At 57.6% G+C, this 17,538-nt stretch carries 14 protein-coding genes and 1 pseudogene; 9 read left to right on the top strand and 6 right to left on the bottom strand.

Going from position 1 to position 17,538, the window contains the following annotated elements; all coding sequences use genetic code 11:
- The first annotated feature begins 579 nt into the window (after positions 1-579).
- From C5748_RS13100 to C5748_RS28885, 3 genes and pseudogenes are all read left to right on the top strand, one after another.
- Entirely contained in the window at positions 580-1,569 is a 990-nt protein-coding gene (locus C5748_RS13100) for an abortive infection family protein (protein WP_245429079.1), read from the top strand.
- A complete protein-coding gene (locus C5748_RS13095) occupies positions 1,570-2,709 on the top strand; it encodes a PIN domain-containing protein (protein ID WP_105742376.1) in 1,140 nt (379 codons plus the stop codon). It begins immediately after the preceding gene.
- Between the two features lie 48 nt (positions 2,710-2,757).
- Positions 2,758-3,426: pseudogene (locus C5748_RS28885) on the top strand (DUF1780 domain-containing protein).
- Between the two features lie 16 nt (positions 3,427-3,442).
- On the opposite strand, the gene C5748_RS13080 reads toward C5748_RS28885, so the two are convergent.
- Positions 3,443-4,378: a hypothetical protein gene (locus C5748_RS13080; protein ID WP_105742373.1), complete on the bottom strand. Its 936-nt coding sequence runs from the start codon at positions 4,376-4,378 to the stop codon at positions 3,443-3,445.
- 189 nt (positions 4,379-4,567) lie between these two features.
- On the opposite strand from C5748_RS13080, the gene C5748_RS13075 reads away from it, so the two are divergent.
- The 3 genes from C5748_RS13075 (at position 4,568) to C5748_RS27885 (ending at position 7,028) form a co-directional block, all read left to right on the top strand.
- Entirely contained in the window at positions 4,568-5,326 is a 759-nt protein-coding gene (locus C5748_RS13075; RefSeq protein WP_105742462.1) for a DUF5131 family protein, read from the top strand.
- 18 nt (positions 5,327-5,344) lie between these two features.
- Positions 5,345-6,520 (top strand): three-Cys-motif partner protein TcmP, encoded by a 1,176-nt coding sequence (tcmP, locus tag C5748_RS13070; RefSeq protein WP_105742372.1) that lies wholly within the window; start codon positions 5,345-5,347, stop codon positions 6,518-6,520.
- A gap of 205 nt (positions 6,521-6,725) precedes the next feature.
- Entirely contained in the window at positions 6,726-7,028 is a 303-nt protein-coding gene (locus C5748_RS27885; RefSeq protein ID WP_146119518.1) for a hypothetical protein, read from the top strand.
- 181 nt (positions 7,029-7,209) lie between these two features.
- On the opposite strand, the gene C5748_RS13060 is transcribed toward C5748_RS27885, so the two are convergent.
- The 4 genes from C5748_RS13060 to C5748_RS13045 form a co-directional block, all read right to left on the bottom strand.
- Positions 7,210-8,451, bottom strand: a complete 1,242-nt coding sequence (locus C5748_RS13060) for a lytic murein transglycosylase (RefSeq protein ID WP_105742370.1) — start codon at positions 8,449-8,451, stop codon at positions 7,210-7,212.
- Between the two features lie 20 nt (positions 8,452-8,471).
- Positions 8,472-9,338, bottom strand: coding sequence for a LysR family transcriptional regulator (locus C5748_RS13055; RefSeq protein ID WP_105742369.1), 867 nt, complete (start codon positions 9,336-9,338; stop codon positions 8,472-8,474).
- 61 nt (positions 9,339-9,399) lie between these two features.
- Positions 9,400-10,203, bottom strand: coding sequence for a class D beta-lactamase (gene blaOXA, locus C5748_RS13050; RefSeq protein WP_105742368.1), 804 nt, complete (start codon positions 10,201-10,203; stop codon positions 9,400-9,402).
- A 313-nt stretch (positions 10,204-10,516) separates the two neighbouring features.
- Positions 10,517-12,043 carry a hypothetical protein gene (locus C5748_RS13045; RefSeq protein WP_105742367.1) on the bottom strand — a complete coding sequence of 509 codons (1,527 nt, stop codon included), beginning with the start codon at positions 12,041-12,043 and terminating at the stop codon, positions 10,517-10,519.
- A 112-nt stretch (positions 12,044-12,155) separates the two neighbouring features.
- On the opposite strand from C5748_RS13045, the gene C5748_RS13040 reads away from it, so the two are divergent.
- The 3 genes from C5748_RS13040 to C5748_RS13030 are packed head-to-tail and all read left to right on the top strand — an operon-like array spanning position 12,156 to position 15,470.
- Positions 12,156-13,166, top strand: coding sequence for a hypothetical protein (locus C5748_RS13040; RefSeq protein ID WP_105742366.1), 1,011 nt, complete (start codon positions 12,156-12,158; stop codon positions 13,164-13,166).
- A 17-nt stretch (positions 13,167-13,183) separates the two neighbouring features.
- A complete protein-coding gene (locus C5748_RS13035) occupies positions 13,184-13,876 on the top strand; it encodes a hypothetical protein (RefSeq protein ID WP_146119517.1) in 693 nt (230 codons plus the stop codon).
- Positions 13,877-13,904: 28 nt separating this feature from the next.
- Complete coding sequence (locus C5748_RS13030; protein ID WP_105742364.1) at positions 13,905-15,470, top strand: ATP-dependent nuclease; 1,566 nt, start codon at positions 13,905-13,907, stop codon at positions 15,468-15,470.
- A gap of 190 nt (positions 15,471-15,660) precedes the next feature.
- Here the strand turns inward: C5748_RS13030 and C5748_RS13025 are convergent, their stop codons facing one another.
- A complete protein-coding gene (locus C5748_RS13025; RefSeq protein ID WP_146119516.1) occupies positions 15,661-17,538 on the bottom strand; it encodes a coiled-coil domain-containing protein in 1,878 nt (625 codons plus the stop codon).

Genomic DNA, 17,538 nt, shown 5'->3' with positions numbered 1-17,538 from the left:
GCCCGTCACGGTGTTGGTCTGGATGCCTACCTTGATAATAGCACCTAGAGATGCCGGCACCGATGTTCAGAGATCAGCCGACATCTCGCCAAGCCATTCGCAAAGCAGAGCCGCGTCTTTGCTCAGGTCGGCGCGATCCATACAGCAGGCCGTGTGCCGTCCGGCTGGAACCCGTGCGGAGCGACCAGCCGGTCGTGGATCGCGATCACGCGTGGCGCGAGGCCGACGGCCTCGCAGGCTCGGACATGACTGCCTCCATTTCTGAAGTCGCGTAGAACAAAAATAGAACAGAAGAGTCAAGGACAAGAGTGACTTTCACTGGCACGGCCGCCAAGTCTGCGTGTAAATTGAGCGGAGAAAGGGGGTCGGGGTGTGAAACAGCAAGCAGCGCAGCAATATCCGACGGCGGCTGTCAAGCAGCTTAGAAATGCATTGGCAGGTGCGATATACGATTTCAGCGCCAACGAGGTGCCGTCCCTCTGCAGCCGTCTCGGACTGCGAGACGGGGATCGCGAGGAGTCATTCAAGAGCAAATTCAAATATGCGGAGCGGCGACTGATCGAGAAATCGGCGGCGGAGTTGATCCCGATCGCTCAGCGCCTTCTTGAAGAAGTCGACTCCTATGACGTGTCCGAGGCCCTGGCCAAGCTTCAGGAAACCAACCAAGCCAGCGTTTCCGAGCTCACCCGTCGCCGCATCATGGCGCTTTTCGACAAGCGGCCCTTCAGCACGGAATTCCAGGACTTGGACTTCATTCGCCGCGTATGGCCGACAAGCCGAATGTCTTCCATCTTCGAGAATACGCCGTCAGAACACACCTTGGACGACGATCTCTTCAACGCGATTGTGCGGAACTTCGACTGGAGCAACCGAGAAGTTCTTGAGGCGGTCGGATATCTGACATGCTCGCAAAGGCAATTCTTCCGGTTCCTAGAGGAAGTCACCAGCCCTCTCACGCAATCGCCCGAGGCTCAGACAGAACTCGCCGCGGCGATCAATGACCACCTTCGTCATGATAGTTATCGGCTGATCATCGTCCGTCGGCTCTCAGGCAGTCCCGTTTACGAGGTGCAGCCCGCTGCCCTCGGCAGTCCAGCGGATGACGCGATCTCGCAGGCGCTCGCCGACTTCGACCCGGACACGGTGCATGCCAGATGGACCCAGGCGCTAGACCGTCGGGATACCGATCCCGCAGGAGCGATCACACTCGCTAGAACGCTGCTCGAGGACGTGTGCAAGTGGATCATCGTCGAGGCAGGGGAGACGTTCGAGGAAAAGGACGACCTCCCAGTCCTTTACCGGAAACTGGCGAAGATACTGAACCTGGCCCCCGACGGTCACACCGAACCCGTCTTCAAGCAAATTCTCGGGAGCTGCCAATCCGTCGTCGAATCCCTTGGGTCGCTGCGGAACAAGATCAGCGACGCACACAGCCCCGGGCCGAAGCGGGTGAAGCCAGCTGCTCGACACGCGCAACTCGCCGTCAATCTGTCCGGGACGATGGCGACATTCCTGGTTTCCACGTGGGAGGTCAGAAAGCCGAATTTGACCAAGGAAGCGGGGACCTGAATGCCTTCAGTCGGAGAAGACCAGCTTGGCGAACTCGTGCTTTCCGGCAAGATCGGTGCGATCTCACTCGATACCACCGCCTTCGACCGTTACCAATGCAATCTGAACGTTCGAGCACTGCGGGGCCTATCACAGTTCAAAGGCACCGGGACCAGGTTCCTGCTATCCGAGATCGTCGTAAACGAGGTGAAGTCGCATATCACGGCGATGGCCACGGAATCCCATACCGAGCTCAGGATCGCGCTGAACAAGGTCCGAAAAGGATGGCGATGCGACCCCGACATAGGGGCAGTGGACGAACTGCTTGGTCTCCCGAAGTCGCCAGAGGCGTTCGCGGAAGTCTTCTTCGACGATTTTGCCGACGAGACCGAACCTGAGATCGTCAAGGTTGAAGGTCTCGTCTCGCACGACGAGGTGATCAGGCGGTACTTCGCCACGGAGCCGCCATTCTCGAAGAAGGAGGCCAAGAAGAGCGAGTTCCCGGATGCTCTCGCTCTGCTGTCCCTTGAGGCATGGGCAACCGCGAACAAGACGTCGGTTCTGTTAGTCAGCGCTGATGGAGACTGGAGAAAGTTCGCGGAGCAATCGGATTGCCTCGTGGTTGTCTCCGAGCTTGGTACCGCCCTCGACCATTTCAATGTGAGCAACGAGGTTCGGAAAACAGTCGGTCGCGCTCTCGAAATGCTGCGGAAGGCCGATGCCGCTGATATGCATGATGAGATGGAGAGAGCCATCGAGCTGTTTCTCGAGCAGTTCGACCCGGAGGTCGAGGCGTATGCATCCCTGGAATACGAGATCGACAACATCGATCCGTCCCTGCAGCACTGGGCTATGAATGCCGAAGTCGACCCCAGGATTCTGTATGCCTCCTCGGAGATCATTGTTTTCACCCTCTCCGTAACGGCGATCGTCAGTTTCGAGGGGACATTCTCCTACTCCGTGCACGACAGCGTTGATCGGGACTACGTGAGCCTTGGTTCAGACAGTCATGAAACCGAGGAAACGGTCACGATTCCAATGACGATTTCCATGCAGCGCGAAATTGAGGAGGAACCCATTGTTGAGCGGATCGAAATCACTCCCATCCGTGTAGTGATCGATTTCGGCTCGATCGATCCGAACTGGGACTATGAAGAGTGACACGGCGGCAGACTTGAGTCTCGCCATGTGCCAGGAGGAACATGGCCAATGTCAAATTCGGAAAAGGAATACCTGAAACGCCTCAGCCGAGACGCTGAGGAAGCCGTCGAACTGTTCTCTAACGAAGGTCAGGAGCTTCAGGAGCGAACCGCCGTGGCGGGACTTCTGCGCGTGCTCGGACTGGATTATCGGGAAGAAGAGATCACCAAGCGCGGTCCGGAGCCGATCGATGCCTGGTTCCGCGATGCCCGATTTCAGGTGACCGAGATTCTCGACAAAGACCGCCCCAGGAACCTTGAAATCAAGTAGCGATCGGACCGCATACGACGGGCAAAACGCCTCGACGACCTCTTCGAGCCGGGCGTCATCTCGAGCAATCCGATTCCTCCTCGAGAATATGCGGCAATGATCTCGGATCGATGCCAGGAGAAGGCTCAAAAATACGCCGACCAATGCAGTGACGTTGACCTACTTATCTACGTGAACCTCCGAGGCAGGCATCTCTATCCCACCGAACCGTTTCCCGAGGCAGCGGCGGGCGTGTGTAGCGGATGGCGGTCGGTCACCGTGATCACCGAACGTTTCGCAGTGGTTCTCAGGGCCGCAGGCAATGCTCCGTCCTTCCTGTCCGATCGCAGGGGAGAAATGATCTATTGGAACGACATGAACAGCGTATTTCCAAGGCTCGGCAAGGGGGCATCCCCGAAAGAGGATTAGTTGCGGTCATCTATTTCTAGTCCGACTCCACAATCTGGCTTTCGATGAGCGTACTCCCGTCGAATAGGCATCGAATCCGGTACTTGAGTTCAAAATTGAAAGCGTTCTTCGCCGTGAACGTCGAATCCAATGAAACTCGGCCGACCGGGCGGGCGGAATAGGCAACGTCCAGGAAACGGGAGAAATCGACGGTCGAAGGATGCGTCGCCGCCGCCTTGGCTGCCTTCTCGCATGCAAGCACGGCATCGCCCTGAGAAATAGCCGCGACGGGTTTGAATGTCTTCTTCGCGTCCCCCGGCCGGAACCAGACGTTGAAGGGCTGCGAGGACCCGCAGGTCACGAAGAAAACCGGATCGCCGGGTTTGCTTCGGGAAGGCGACTTGGCGACTGTCCCCGTGTCAATCGTCGAGCACCCGTCGTGCTCGCGGGCGATCTGGTTCACGACGGCAACGATCTCCGGCTTGAACTTCGAGGTGTCGTCATCCCAAAAGAAATCGTCTTCGACATACACGCGGCCGCCGGCGGCCGTGCGCTCGATAACACGCAACACCTTCGTCGGCACCCAGCCTTGAACATGGGTCAGCCATTCCGGGGTGACGATCCGGACTTCCGTCCAGTTGCCGTGATCGCAAAGGCGGCGCACAGTCGTCGAGGAATCGATCTGGTGGTAGTGCGTCTTTCCAAGTGCTTCCGAAGCCTTGACGTTCTTGATCTTGGCACCGTCTTGCTCAGGGGTCGCCCGTGGTTCGTACTCACCCGTGACCGCAACGATGTCGTCTACAACCCGACCACCGTTGCCACAGGCCTTGGGCACGCTGACGGCCGTACTGACGTTGGTTTCAGAGTTTGTGGCCGTCGACTGAACCGGAGAAGTATCGTCATCACCGCCGAACCGATTGACCAGCCACCCGACAACGATGGCGAGAATGACGAGCTGAAGTAGCTTTTTCATGAATATTCCCCAATGCCCGGTCCCGATATATGACGGCGGGAGAAAGAAGGGAATTGAGAAAAGGGGTGATGGGGAAGAGGGGCGACAAGGGTGAAAGGCCATCGTCGGAGCCACTCGCGACGCGAATCTTAATCGGTTGCTAACCTTGTTTGGCTAGCATATGTTCTCTTTATGTTCCAAGGGCGTACGATGGCTGGCACAACTGCAATCGAGTGGACAGATGCCACGTGGAACCCGGTGACTGGTTGCACGAAGATCAGCGCAGGCTGCGACAACTGCTATGCGGAGCGGTTCTCAGAGCGCTTCCGTGGCGTTCCCGGGCACCCATTCGAGCATGGCTTCGATCTCTTGTTGCGTCCGGAACGACTTGAGCAGCCTCTGGCATGGAAGTCACCGAAGATGATCTTCGTGAACTCAATGTCCGATCTCTTCCACAAGGAGGTGCCATTCCCATTCGTTGACAGGGTGTTCGACACCATGGAGCGTGCGGACTGGCATACCTTCCAGATTCTGACCAAACGCAGTTCCCGCATGCGCGACTATGTGAACAGGCGCTACAAGGACGAAGCCGCGCCTGCGCACATATGGCTTGGAACATCGGTCGAGGACGGATCGAGAAAATCCCGCATCCGTCACATGCAGGGAATGAACGCTTCCATAAAATTCCTGTCTGTTGAACCCCTGATTGGGCCGATGGGTCAAATGAACCTAGACGGAATCGACTGGGTGATCGTTGGCGGAGAGAGCGGCCCACGGGCACGGCCGATGCTTCCTGACTGGGTCAGGGAGGTCCGTGATCAGTGCGTGGAAGCCGGAGTTGCTTTCTTTTTCAAGCAATGGGGCGGAATACGCCCGAAGTCCGGGGGTCGAACACTCGACGGATTCGAATGGAATCAGCTACCGTCTGAAGAACCAAGCCAAGGAATAGTTTCTGTCGCTGCAGAATAACCTTCCAGCCAGGGTGAGATGAACGTTTATCGGGATCGGGAACAGACCCAAGCCAAGCACATCATCCTGAGGAAGTATCTTCAGACATTGGCCTTCAAGCTTCTGCAGGGCGGTCATCCCACGCTGACATACGTGGACGGCTTCTCCGGCCCGTGGGAATCGCAGACTTCCGATTATTCCGACACATCTTTCATGATCGCGATCGGCGTTCTGAGGGACGTGCAGCAGCAGATGCGGGCGCAAGGCAAGCGCAAACGGATCCGGTGTTTCTTCGTCGAAGAAAAGGCTTCTTCCTACGCCAAGCTCGAAGCGGCCGTGACGAAGCACCACGATCCGGCCAACGAGTTCTATGTGTACACCTTTCATGGCCGCTTCGAAGATGCCGTCGACGAGATCATGAAAGTGGTCGGCAGTTCGTTTGCCCTGACCTTCATCGATCCTACCGGATGGACGGGCTACGAATTCGAGAAAATCTCAAGGATCATGAAGCACACGCCCGGCGAGGTGTTGCTGAATTACATGTTCGACTTCGTGAACAGATTCACGGCGTGGGACAATCCAAGGATCGCCGCCACTTTCGACGGCATTCTCGGCAAAGATTGGAAGGCTCGGATCGAGGCTTCTTCGCTCCCCCGGGACGAGGCGGTGCAAGCAATCTTCGCAGAGGAGTTCAAGAAGGCAGGGGATTTCCGATACGTTCTTTCGACCCCAATCGAGAAATTGGCGGACCGCACGCATTTCTGCATTGTATACGGCTCAAGGAACGTGAAGGGGGTGGAGGCCTATCGGGAGGTCGAGTACTCCGCAATGAAAGAGCACGGCATGCGGAGGCTTGAGGCGAAGCAGGCACTGCTGGAAGCGAAAACTGGACAGGGCAGCATATTCTCGGTTGCCGACCTGCACGCTGTTCCGCCGATTGACACTCAGGTCGCCGAATACAGGAAGCAAGCTAAGGTATGGCTTCAAGACGAGCTGAAGGAAAACGGCTGCGCTTTCCCCTTCTCGCAGGTTTGGCCACCCATGTTGGAGACCTTCATGCTTCGCCGGACAGACGCAAGGAAAGTCTGCGCCGAACTAGGGAAAGACGGCATCATCGCCGAAACATGGAAGGCTGGCGGCTCCCGGAGGAAGACTCCGGACGAAACAGACATGATCGGCCTGGTGGAAACTGCCATGACTGAGCATGCTTCTTAGAATGATGGCTTTGCAGCACAGATATCCGCTAGCCCTTGCTATAGCGGCATCCCTTCTATCGGGACCGGTCCTCGCGCAATCGGCTATCGAACACCACGTTTGGCAGGACAAACGGAAATTCGAACCCTACAGCCGCACTGCGGAATCGATCACTGGTGCAATCCGGCTGTCCGGCAACAATCAGTTCGCGACCCCTGGAAGCAAGATGACAATCACTTTCGGCAACGGCAAAAAGGCCCAGTTGACGTCCGTTGGCGCGTCCTGGCGTCAGTGGGATGACGTCGACGGCAAGAAAGTGACTGCCGAGGTGTTCAAGGTCGCAAAGGATCCCGGCACGCTTCTCAACGGCAACACGCTTTGCGGCAAGGCAGCCAAATATCTGGTCTTCCATGAATCCTTGTCGTTCGGGGCGTCGCTGCTTGGAGTAGCCGTCTTCGAGGGATCGAAGGAGCCAAAGGACATCAACAGCCCCGGACTGTGCGGCACCTTTAACTATTCAGTCGACTGACATAGCGCTAAGGGAGTTCGAAGGAACCGGCGTGTAACCAGGCTTGTCTCACAGTGCGGTAGCCACTGGTTACAGATGTCCGCTTCTGGAGCACCGCCATGGTGAGTTCAAAGACCGGGATGGAGGCGCATTGCTGCCGCCGATGTGCTCCAGATTGGTAGCAAAGGCAGTTCCTGTGCGGTCAGCGCAGCCGCCGAAGCAACCTTTCATCCGCGAAGCCGTCCGGAATCAATCCGACTGAGCGCTGGTAAGCCCTGATAGCCTTGACAGTATTTGGGCCAATTCTCCCATCGGTACCCCTCGTGTCAAACCCTGCCCGCGTCAACCGCTCCTGTAATTCCAGTCGCTCTTCGTGGCTCAGTGCGCGGCTGACATTGGCGGGAATGCGCTGGATCGGGCCCAGCCCTCTCAACCGGTCCGCAAGATGCGCCACGGCAATGGCGTAGCTATCTGCGGGGTTATAGCGCCGGATCGCATGAAAGTTGCGGTAAACTAGGAAGGCTGCGCCTTCGGCTCCGCCGGGCAGTAGGATTGATGCCTGCCCTGGAGGGAAAACTTTCCCGTCCACAGAACGTACCCCCTGCGCCGCCCACGCGGAGGCTGGCAATTGGTTTCGCCGGCCGATTTGTGCGTAGTCGAAGCCTCGCGGCAGGCTGACCTCCAGTCCCCAAACCTGGCCTCTTTGCCAGCCGCCCCGCGCGAGAAGACTTGATGTCGAAGCCAGCGCATCTGTAGGATCATCTGACCAAATGTCGCGCCGTCCGTCACCACTGAAGTCAATCGCATAGCTCAGAAACGTGTCTGGCATAAACTGGGTGTGCCCCATCGCGCCAGCCCAGCTGCCTACCATTTCCGAAGTTTCAACGTCATCTGCCTGCAGTATCTTGAGTGCAGCGATGAGCTGTTCTTCGAAAAAGGAGGCACGGCGACCTTCATAGGCAAGCGTTGCCAGGCTCTCGACAACAGGAAAGTCGCCCCTGTGGGTGCCGTAGTTCGATTCAATGCCCCAGAAGGCGACAAGAATTTCCTTGTCGACACCATATTCAGCTTCTATCTGGTTAAGTATAGTGCTGTAGTGGGCTAACGTAGCGCGGCCGTTCTCGATGCGGGTATCCGACACCGCAGCGTCCAAATAGTCCCAGATTGTTTTTGTGAACTCAGCCTGATTGCCGTCACGTCTTATAACCTCCGGGTTGTAGCGCACGCCAGCGAAAGCTCGGTCGAACGTTGTCTGGCTAATCCCTCGCGCCAACGCACGGGGGCGGAAATCCGTGATCCAGGCGCGCATTTCGGTTTCGGCATCGAAGGTCTCTGTGAAAGCAGACGACTGTGGTCGCATCACGTCGGCAAGATTGCTTTCGGCCGTTCCCGCACATGCCACCGTGATCGCGAGGCTTCCTAGGCACATGATAATCTTCTGCATAAGGCTTCCCGTCGGCGAAATTACTTAGATTTTTGATCGTCCCAATCTGCCGCAAGCTGCCATATTCGCTTGGCTCGACGGGAAGCACGGGGAGATGCAAAAAGCGAAACTACAAAGCTTAGATCGCTTTTGCTGGGGTAGACCAAGAGCCGTCCCGCCGCGATGTCCGCTTCGACCAGCGTTTCCGGCAGAACGCCCCGGCCTCCGCCAGCGAGGCAATGGGCGCGAATGTCGGCGGCCATTCCATGGGGGATTTCCCGCGTTGTGGGCACATTGCCCCGACAGGTCTTCCAGATGCGCCCGATGTAAGTCAGCGGGTGTGAAACGTGGAGCGGCCGTTCTTCGGCATCCGGGATGCCTGGCGGCGCGACAATCACGAGCCGATCCCGCGCAATATCGACCGGCCGAAACACGGCAAGCTCTTCCGCCGGTGGTACACGGGGATGCCGGGTGACGAGGGCGAGGTCGATCTCGGATCGCGCCAGCATCTGCGCGACCGTGTCCTGATTGGCAATGCGCGGCGCAAAGAACACATCCGACATCTGATGCGAGAGTCGTTCCTTGAAACGGGGAAAAATAGAGACTGTCGCGCTATGCGGCATGGCGATCGTCATGCCGCCTTCGCTCGGACTCCATGGCGCCTCTGAGCCGCGAAAGGCGTCGAGTTCCTCAAGGATCATGCGCGCCTTTGGCAGAAAGTCCTGGCCTGCTTGGGTTAGCTGCATGGGGCGGCTGCGGCGATCGACAAGCGCTTTGCCAAGGGATTCCTCAAGGCGGCGGAGCCGCTTGCTGATGTTCGATTGAGTCGTATGCCGGATTTCGGCCGCAAGGGTGAGGCTCAGCGTCTCCGCAAGGCAGATGAAGTCGCGGAGAAGATCGATATTCATGCACCCACCATTGCCGAGAGGACCTGCCCCAATGAAGGAGCAGGCACATCCGCGCTTGAAGTCAGTTCAGTGGGCTCTCCGTGCCCAATAGATCAGCTATCAGACCGTCGCGCGCCCGAAAACCTGGAGGTGTGGACTGCCGGTTGCTGTCCTGGATGAGCCTGGCGAAAACGATGGTGCGGCCGTCCCGCTGTGCCCAGCCAACGAACCAGCCGAAGGGCTGGCCTTTCACCACCTGCCCGTCGGCACCGCGCGGTAGCCCCGCACCGGTCTTGCCGTAGAGCTGCCAACCCCCGTCCTGCACGCCATAGTCCAAGATTGCCGCCGTATTGGTGACCGCCGCCTCGCTGACCGGCAATTCGCGGCCGACGAGTTTGCGTAGAAACTCCACCTGCTCAACCGGCGAAATCTGCAGCGAGGAACTGAGCCACGCATTGGTCAGACCGTTCGCTTTACCCGGGTCGCCCGAAACGTCCCGGTTTCCGTAATCGAACTTCTCGACATAGGCTTTGTATCGCTTTTCGCCGAGCCGTTGAGTGATCTGCTGCGAGTACCAGACGACCGAATGCTTCATCCAGCGCGACGGCGTAGTCGCCTGCTTCCACTCCGGCCGCCAATCGATATAGCCTTCACGGAATGGGAGTTCCGGTGCCGAGGGCGATTTGAGAATACCGGCATCGAACCCCATGAGGCCGATAGTGATCTTAAAGGTGGATGCGGGTGACATTCGCTGCGCGCAATCGCCCTCTTCAACCAGAGTCTGTCCACTGTTGGCGTCAGCGACAAGGGTGCAAATAGTTCGTGTGTCCGCAGATGCGGGCAAGGTGAGAAGTGTTGCGACGACGGAAAGGACAAGTCTGCGCATTTCGTTTCCTTCTTGCTGGCTCGTCGCTTTGTTACTGCACGCACAGCGACCGCGTCCAAGTCGTGTTAGGACTATTTGGGTGCGAATTCGGAATGATGTGCCGCAACGCAGAATGTCCCGGCAGCTGTCAGTCCGCACTCGGAACATACTCACTGGAAAGCGGACGTTGCCGTCGTTCAGCGTATCCGATCGGGCCGACTGGAGCATAAACAGCACGATTTCGACCTTTGCAAACTGAACTTCGCTTCGCCGATTCGGGCGCTGGCAGCCCTTCTTCAAGTTGATTGGAGCGCAACCGGACGCCAAAGTCTTCTTACTCAGAACCTCGGCGCTTCTCGAATCGCCTTCCCTCGGCAATCATCCAATCCATGAATGCGTGGCCTTCCTCTAGTTCCACGTCCACCGCCTTGGCATACTCGTAGGCGAAGGTGTTCCGCGCATCCTCGATTGGGCAGCGGTGGCGCTTCATGAACGATTTGATCCTTTCCATCTGGAAACGGACATCTTGTTCATGGGCGTGGTAGGCTTCGACGGCCGCTACGATGTCACCGTTGTCGTGCGCCCGCTGCATGGCGAACTGATAGTCGATGTCGTGTAGCTGGTGCGGCGCAATCGCGGTGATCGACTCGGCCATGTCGGCGATCGTCAGGGCGTTGCAGTCCACGCTGTCATCCATCCTCTGGATTTCCGACACGACGTGACGGCAGTCCTGACAAACCAGCGACGGGACGTGGTCCACGATCATGAGATTCGTGTTCTCCAGCGGAGCTCTCCAGTATCGAGCATTCGGCTCCGTCGCATCGAAGATCCAGTCCCGGAGAATATGGATTTTGGCATGCCATAGCCTCTTGTTCGATAGTCGGCATATCTCCCGCTTTGTCCGCTGGCAGCATGCACAGCGCCAGTTCTCATCGACCTTGGGCCAGTGTTTCTGGTCGGCATTGGCGGCGTCGACCTTCGCATATTCCGCATCGGTAATCGCTCGGGTCGCCGGCTTCGTCTTCGGCCTATCAGAGTGCCGCACTGCGTCTCTGGCAACCGATCGGATCATCACCCGCGTTGCGATGCTGTTGCCTCTGGAAAGCTCTGGCAGTGCCTCCCTGACCTGTTCCATGATGACGAGGTGATCATCCATTTCCAGCCGCTCACGGGTGCCCACCGCCACCTCCCGGCGGTTCTTCCCGTTGACGAAGCGCCGGGCCATCCGTTCGCAGAAATCCATGCGATCGATAATGTCCGGCTTTACCCTTTCCCACGTCGAGCGGACGGCATCTGCGTCCAGTTGATGCACCTTGTTCGCAGCCGGCTTGATGAAGCCGGCGATTTCCAGCGGGGAGAAACTGAACTCGCGTTTGCGCAAAATGAAGGTGTCGTCGTTGACGTTGCCCAGAAGGTCTTTGGCGGCGGTCTCGGCGACATTGCAGTCAATGCAGATCAGCGTCCGTTGGAAGCGCTCCACGAACTGGAGCATCCCGCATTTGGCATGCTCGCGCTGGATGGTGAATTCACGGTCTTCGCTGGTGCCGATGATCGTCTTGAACCGGTCACCGGCCGTGTCGCCTAGATGATCGTGGTGAGACTCGATCGCGCATAGGAGGACGCCTGAAGACGTGAGCCGGGCAATTTCCGTTTTTGTCCTCTTGCAGCATGGGCAATTCCAGGCCTGCGTCGCGCCTGCCCAAGCCCGATTGAGGTTGAGCTTGCCGGTTCCGAAGCGGTGCATCATCGCCTTAGTCTGGTCGCTCCAGCGGCCATCGTGCATCCGGGCGAAACAGGCGAACTCGTCGTCGGGCATGTTCTCTATGTCCGGGATGGTAATCGTTACGGTGTTGCCGACCAAAGGAAGTCCCCCAGCAGGTGGATTCAACTGTTGCGCCGAACTGGCGAATGTAGAACAATACAGGAACAATAGGCAATCTGGGAACTATGCGAGCGGGAGGATTTCAGCAGTCATGTCGATTTCCATAAAGACACACAAAATGCTCTGGGGACGCGCTGCATGCCGGTGTTCCGAGCCGGGTTGCCGAATCGAGCTATACGAGGACCAGACGGAAACCGATGACGCCACCCTCATTGGAGAGAACTGCCACATCGCGGCGGAAAGCGACGACGGGCCGCGTGCCGACCCCACAATGCCGATCGAGCGACGCAACAGTTACGGAAACCTGATTCTCCTTTGCCGCATTCACCACAAGATTGTTGATAGTCAGCCGGAAAAATACTCCGTCGAATATCTAGTTCGAATGAAGAAGGAGCACGAGGATTGGGTAAAATCTCAGTTGAGCTATGATGAGAAAAAGCAAAAAGATGACGAATATTATTCCGGTATGATCGATGAGTGGCAGAGGCTTGCGCACCTGGACCAATGGTCAAGTTGGAGCAGCTCTCTTCTCTCTCACGGACAGCCAAGCATATGGAAGGAAGTTGACGACGATCTTTTCAAGCTGAGAAAATGGCTTTTGAATCGGATTTGGCCGGGCCGCTATCCAAGGCTGGAGAGCGCTTTGAACAATTTTCGCCTTATCCTCCAAGATTTTCAGGAAACATTTCGTGAATACGCTGAACCGTTTGGTGACGATGAGCTTATGACAAGGAAGTTTTATAAAATTCCGGAATGGAATGAGGAAAAATACAATGATCTTTTGGGCAGGTATGATTTTCACGTCGATTTAGTCGAGGACCTTATGCTTGAACTTACGCGAGCTGCGAATTTAGTGTGCGATTATGTTCGGGAGTTCGTCACTCCAAGCTATCGACTCAGTGAAGGGCGACTGTCCGTCGAGAGCGGCCCAAATCTCGACTTCAAGTGGCAGCGAGCCGTTGTCCAATACGGCGCCAAGGAACGTAAGAAGGACCTGCCATACCCTGGCTTGGACGCCTTTTACACCGAACGCGCTGACAGGGATTTGCACTATGGCAGCGGTGCGCCGATGTGGAAACGGGCGTCTGAACCTAGCGCCTAGATAGGTGGACGAACCCGATGAGATCCATTTCCGGTAGGGGGACATCAACGCAGAATATGGACGTGCTTATACGACGCGCTGAGGTTGTCGATATCCACCTCAATACACTCGAGGAACTCCTCAATGCATCCAAGCCGGGCGTGCCAGAGGCGCTTCGCGCCAGCCTCTCCCTACGATTTCTGTTTGATGGTGCGCTCGCCCAAGCTGCCCATCAGCTGGGCCAGACTATTCAGGTACGGGCACCTTTGCTGGACGGCATTCCAATCGAGGAGGCGGTCCTTTTTGCCTGTGGCGGCTATCAACTGGGGTTCGCAACTGTCCGTCCGCACTTCGTCTACCGGGAACCAGGATCCAATAGTCCTCACCGGCCGCAATTCGAAAGACAGGTCGCCAGCTCTCCTTGTACGCACGTCCTTGCAGACATCAAACTGTCGAAGTTCTTGCTACAGCCTTGCTTAGGCGTCGCTGGCCTTACCATCTCGCGCGAGGCGACGATCCGTTATGTGGCCAATAGGTGCGGCGGCGCACACCACCACGACGACCTTGCCGGGTTCAACGAGTTGGATTTGCGGCTGACTCGCGTCGGACACACGCTGCGCGTGAATGGTGACGAGATATCAGCAGTATTTCTTGAAACACTTGGGACTGCGTCGCTACTGCTAAATTCGCATAGCATCATTGCTCTGCGTGACACGCTAACTTCAGCCTGAGCAAGTGGCACGAGTCTTGGGGGGGCGAATGCCAATCGATTATAAATTGTCGAAGGTCGTCATCAAATCCTTCCGCGGCATTGACCAGCTCGAGATCAATCTGCGTGAGGGCTTCCCAACTGTTCTGATCGGCTCCAACAACGCCGGTAAGTCGACGGTGCTTGCGGCGATCGCGTTGGCCTTGAACAATCCTTCGTTCAACCAGTGGTCTCCCGAGGAAACCGACTTTTACACCGACCTCAAGGGCAACCGCGCCTCGGAATTTCTCGTCCAGGTGCTGTTCCAGGCCGAACGGGAAGAAGGCTATCCGGCGGTGCACGGTATCGGCGACGTGCACGTGGTCCACGGCTTGCAGGTGAAGGGCAAGATCACACGGGCAGGCAAGATCAGCCACAGCCGGACGCTTCTAGACGCCGCGATGAAGACCATCACTATGTCGCACCGGTCCCCGCTGAAGGCTGGGGACAAGGAGCGGTTCGCCGAGCACGACGTGAACTACCGAGTCGTGAACGCCCGTCTCGACGACATCTACGATTTCACTCCCGAGGTCTGGCTGTTCAAGCCGCAGAACATCGAGGTCTCCCTCTACGTCTGGAAGACTGGGCCAATCCAGAAGCTGTCGAAGCTGCTGGCGCAGCGCTTCCTCGTGGACAACTGGGTACTGGAAGTGCCCGGCGGTCAGCGCAAGATGCCGGATGCGCTTCATGCGGCGTATGGCTTCTTCCGGCGAGCGGTCGACGACTTCCCCTTCTGGCAGAAGGAGATGAAGCCCAAGCTCGAGGCTATCTTCGGGCGCTACGTAGGTGCGCCGGCGCAGATCGATCTCAAGCCAAGCACGCAGGTGATCGAGGATTGGCTCGCCCAACAGCTGGCGATCTCATTGGCGACCGATCCGCAGAGCGCGCCAACACCCCTCCGTAGCATGGGCGATGGATGGCAGGCCGTGATCCGTCTGGCAGCGCTAGAGGCCCTGACCGAGTTCAAGGAATTGATCAAGGATCGGGTTGTGCTGCTACTAGAGGAGCCAGAGACGCATCTTCACCCTCATCTTCGCCGGCGCATCCGTAAGGTGCTGGGCGAGCTCGCCGCGAAGGGTTGGGTCATCGTGCTCTCGACGCATTCCCCGGAACTCGTGAGCTTCGACGAGAAGCAGGTAATCCACCGGCTGGTGCGCCACGCCGGAAAGGTGACTAGCGGGACGGTGCATACCGATCAGATCGATCCTGAGGCGAAGCTGCAGTCAAAGCTCGACGAGCGCGGCGCCCACGACTTCCTGTTCAGCACCGCCGCTATCTTCTGCGAAGGGAAGGACGATGGATTCGCCACCCGGTTGGGTTTCGACAAGACGAGCATGGATTACGATGGGCGATCGGTGAGTATTACCCCGTGCGGCGACGTCGGCGCCATTCCCGCTTTCACTTCCATCTCCAGCAAGCTTGGTATCCGTTGGTGCGCGGTGACAGACGAGGACCTGCTGCCTGATGGCAGCATCAAGCCGATGACACTGAAGGCCCGACAGAAGATCGACAAGCACAAGGGTGTTGCCGATCTACAGATAATGTGGCCCGGGATCTCGAGCGCTGCTTCGGCGTGACTACCGGTAAGGCCACACCGGACGTGGTGCTGGCGAAACTGTCCGAGCCCGCGTGGGAGGCAACGCATCCTGAGTTCAAGAACATTCTGGCCAGGATCGCTGCGTGGATCGATCCAGCGATCAAAATCTAGTGGGGAGCTGCCGTCTGCTGGTGCGCTACAATCCTTGGCACAAGCACCCACTAACCGGATCAGAACAGTCCGCGCCTGCCCGCGTTGCCGTGCTCGCCTGCGAAGATGTGCTCGCGCACGCCGTCCGGAAGCGGGAATGGCGGATCTTGGTTCTCGATAATTATGAACTGCGCATCGTCGGAGCGTTCGATCAGATAGTTGTAGAAGTGAACATTTAGACCTGCCGCGGCTACGGTCGCTTCGTCCGCGCTGAGTTCTTTGTGTTTCGACTTCAGCGGGTCGCGGTAGCTGAGAAGCGGGCTGTCGAGGACGACAATACCGGGATGCGGCAACTCACGCTTCCGGCAGACATCCATAACTCCGATCTTGAACGCCGCATTCAGCAGCGCCCTCACACCCTTACCGTTGGCATTACGCTGCTTCCCGTTCAGTAGGATATCATGCGTCTGCTCATGGAAAGTGATGCGGGGTTCCCCCGGATATTTCCACTTCCTGAAGATGTCCTCCACTGCTGCCGCGAGCTCATCTCCAATAACGGTACCCACACCGGCGACGACGCTTCCTTTGGCGATCCCTTTCGGCTTAAACTTTGCCAGCTCTGCTTGGCGGATCCGAAGTCCACTAATGCGTCTCTCAACGGACATCGCGTCATAGAGCTTCTTTCGGGCAGCATCGATAGCCTCGTAGTGTTCACGCGTCTTTACGGCAGCTTCCCGTGCTGTCTCGATCTCCCCGTCCTTTACTTCGATGTCACGGGAAAGGGAGGCGATCCGCCTCTGCATCCCGACCGCTTCGGCTTGTAGTGAAGTGATCGCTTTCGTCAGCCCGGCGCTTTCGGCGCGGACTTTACGCAATTCCGCCGACACGGCCTTTTGGGAAGTTTCGACGGCCTCGAACCCGTGTTCGACATGCTGATGTTCGGGATCAGCGCCACACAAGACGCAGGGACGCTTCGCTCCGGCCATAAGGGCCGCTGCTCCCTCCTCTAACATTATGAGCCTTCGGATATCGCTTGCGAAGCTCGTGGCAAGCAGCTCGAACCGCTCGATGGTCAGGACTGCCTCGTCCGCTCTTTCCGTCAGTTCATCGCGCTCGGACACCAGCCGTCGACGATCCATGGAGAGCGCGTCGAGAGTGGAATGCCCCGCAGCCAGGTTCGATTTAAAGGCTTCCAGCGTCGCATCTAGCCGCTCGGCCTGTTCGTTGAGCTTCAAGGTCGTCAAATCCTCGACGTCGGGATACATGGCGGCGAGTTCCGCGACTGCCGTGTTCAGCATCTCTTCGATGATCTCGATGCGGCCAGCGTTCGTCTGTTTCTGCTGCTTGGTATCGGGCACCTTCACCATCGACTTGTCGTCGACGCCCGTGAGGATGAACTTCAGGACGTTCTTGTTAAAGGTGTCGCTGCTTTGGCGATCGACGACGATCGGGCTTTCCTCCGCGATCATCGGGGTCTCTTCCGTAAAGAGGTAGCTGGCGAAATGCCGGATCGTGAACGTCGCCTTGTCTCCAGTCAGAGTCCTGGCGATTTCCGTGTCGCCGACGCCGAGTTCTCCAAGCAGGAAAGTCGAAAGGCTCTCCTTCTTGGTGGTGTGGTTTTCGGCCAGTGTGCGATCACTCTTCCGGCCAAGTGCCTGCTCAAACTCACCCTCGAAAAGCTCGTACCCGCCTTTCGACAACGAACGGGCGAGAGTAATCCGACCGCTTTTCGGCAGATCCATTTCCAGCCAGCACCTGTCGTATCCGACGGCCTCGGTCAAGCCCGGGAGGGCGGACCCGCCTCCAAACATGTAGTCAAGCGCTTTGACGGCGAAGGATTTGCCAGCCTGCGAGCCACCCCAGACCACCGTTAATCCCGGCGCAAAGTCGAGGTCTACGGCCTCTCTATCCGGGCCGGTGAAGGCGAGGTGACGCATAATGAACCGAGGCGGTGACAT

This window comes from Phyllobacterium phragmitis, from assembly GCF_002980495.1.
GTDB classification, from domain to species: Bacteria; Pseudomonadota; Alphaproteobacteria; order Rhizobiales; family Rhizobiaceae; genus Paramesorhizobium; species Paramesorhizobium phragmitis.
Note: the sequence above shows the minus strand (reverse complement) of the source record. Positions and strands in the feature narration are given on the sequence as shown.

Coding starts and splice junctions, on each gene's coding strand:
- C5748_RS13095 (WP_105742376.1), top strand. CDS start 1,570: ATGCCTTCAGTCGGAGAAGACCAGCTTGGCGAACTCGTGCTTTCCGGC.
- C5748_RS13080 (WP_105742373.1), bottom strand. CDS start 4,378: ATGAAAAAGCTACTTCAGCTCGTCATTCTCGCCATCGTTGTCGGGTGG.
- C5748_RS13075 (WP_105742462.1), top strand. CDS start 4,568: ATGGCTGGCACAACTGCAATCGAGTGGACAGATGCCACGTGGAACCCG.
- tcmP (WP_105742372.1), top strand. CDS start 5,345: ATGAACGTTTATCGGGATCGGGAACAGACCCAAGCCAAGCACATCATC.
- C5748_RS27885 (WP_146119518.1), top strand. CDS start 6,726: ATGACAATCACTTTCGGCAACGGCAAAAAGGCCCAGTTGACGTCCGTT.
- C5748_RS13060 (WP_105742370.1), bottom strand. CDS start 8,451: ATGCAGAAGATTATCATGTGCCTAGGAAGCCTCGCGATCACGGTGGCA.
- C5748_RS13055 (WP_105742369.1), bottom strand. CDS start 9,338: ATGAATATCGATCTTCTCCGCGACTTCATCTGCCTTGCGGAGACGCTG.
- blaOXA (WP_105742368.1), bottom strand. CDS start 10,203: ATGCGCAGACTTGTCCTTTCCGTCGTCGCAACACTTCTCACCTTGCCC.
- C5748_RS13040 (WP_105742366.1), top strand. CDS start 12,156: ATGTCGATTTCCATAAAGACACACAAAATGCTCTGGGGACGCGCTGCA.
- C5748_RS13035 (WP_146119517.1), top strand. CDS start 13,184: ATGAGATCCATTTCCGGTAGGGGGACATCAACGCAGAATATGGACGTG.
- C5748_RS13030 (WP_105742364.1), top strand. CDS start 13,905: ATGCCAATCGATTATAAATTGTCGAAGGTCGTCATCAAATCCTTCCGC.
- C5748_RS13025 (WP_146119516.1), bottom strand. CDS start 17,538: ATGTCACCGCCTCGGTTCATTATGCGTCACCTCGCCTTCACCGGCCCG.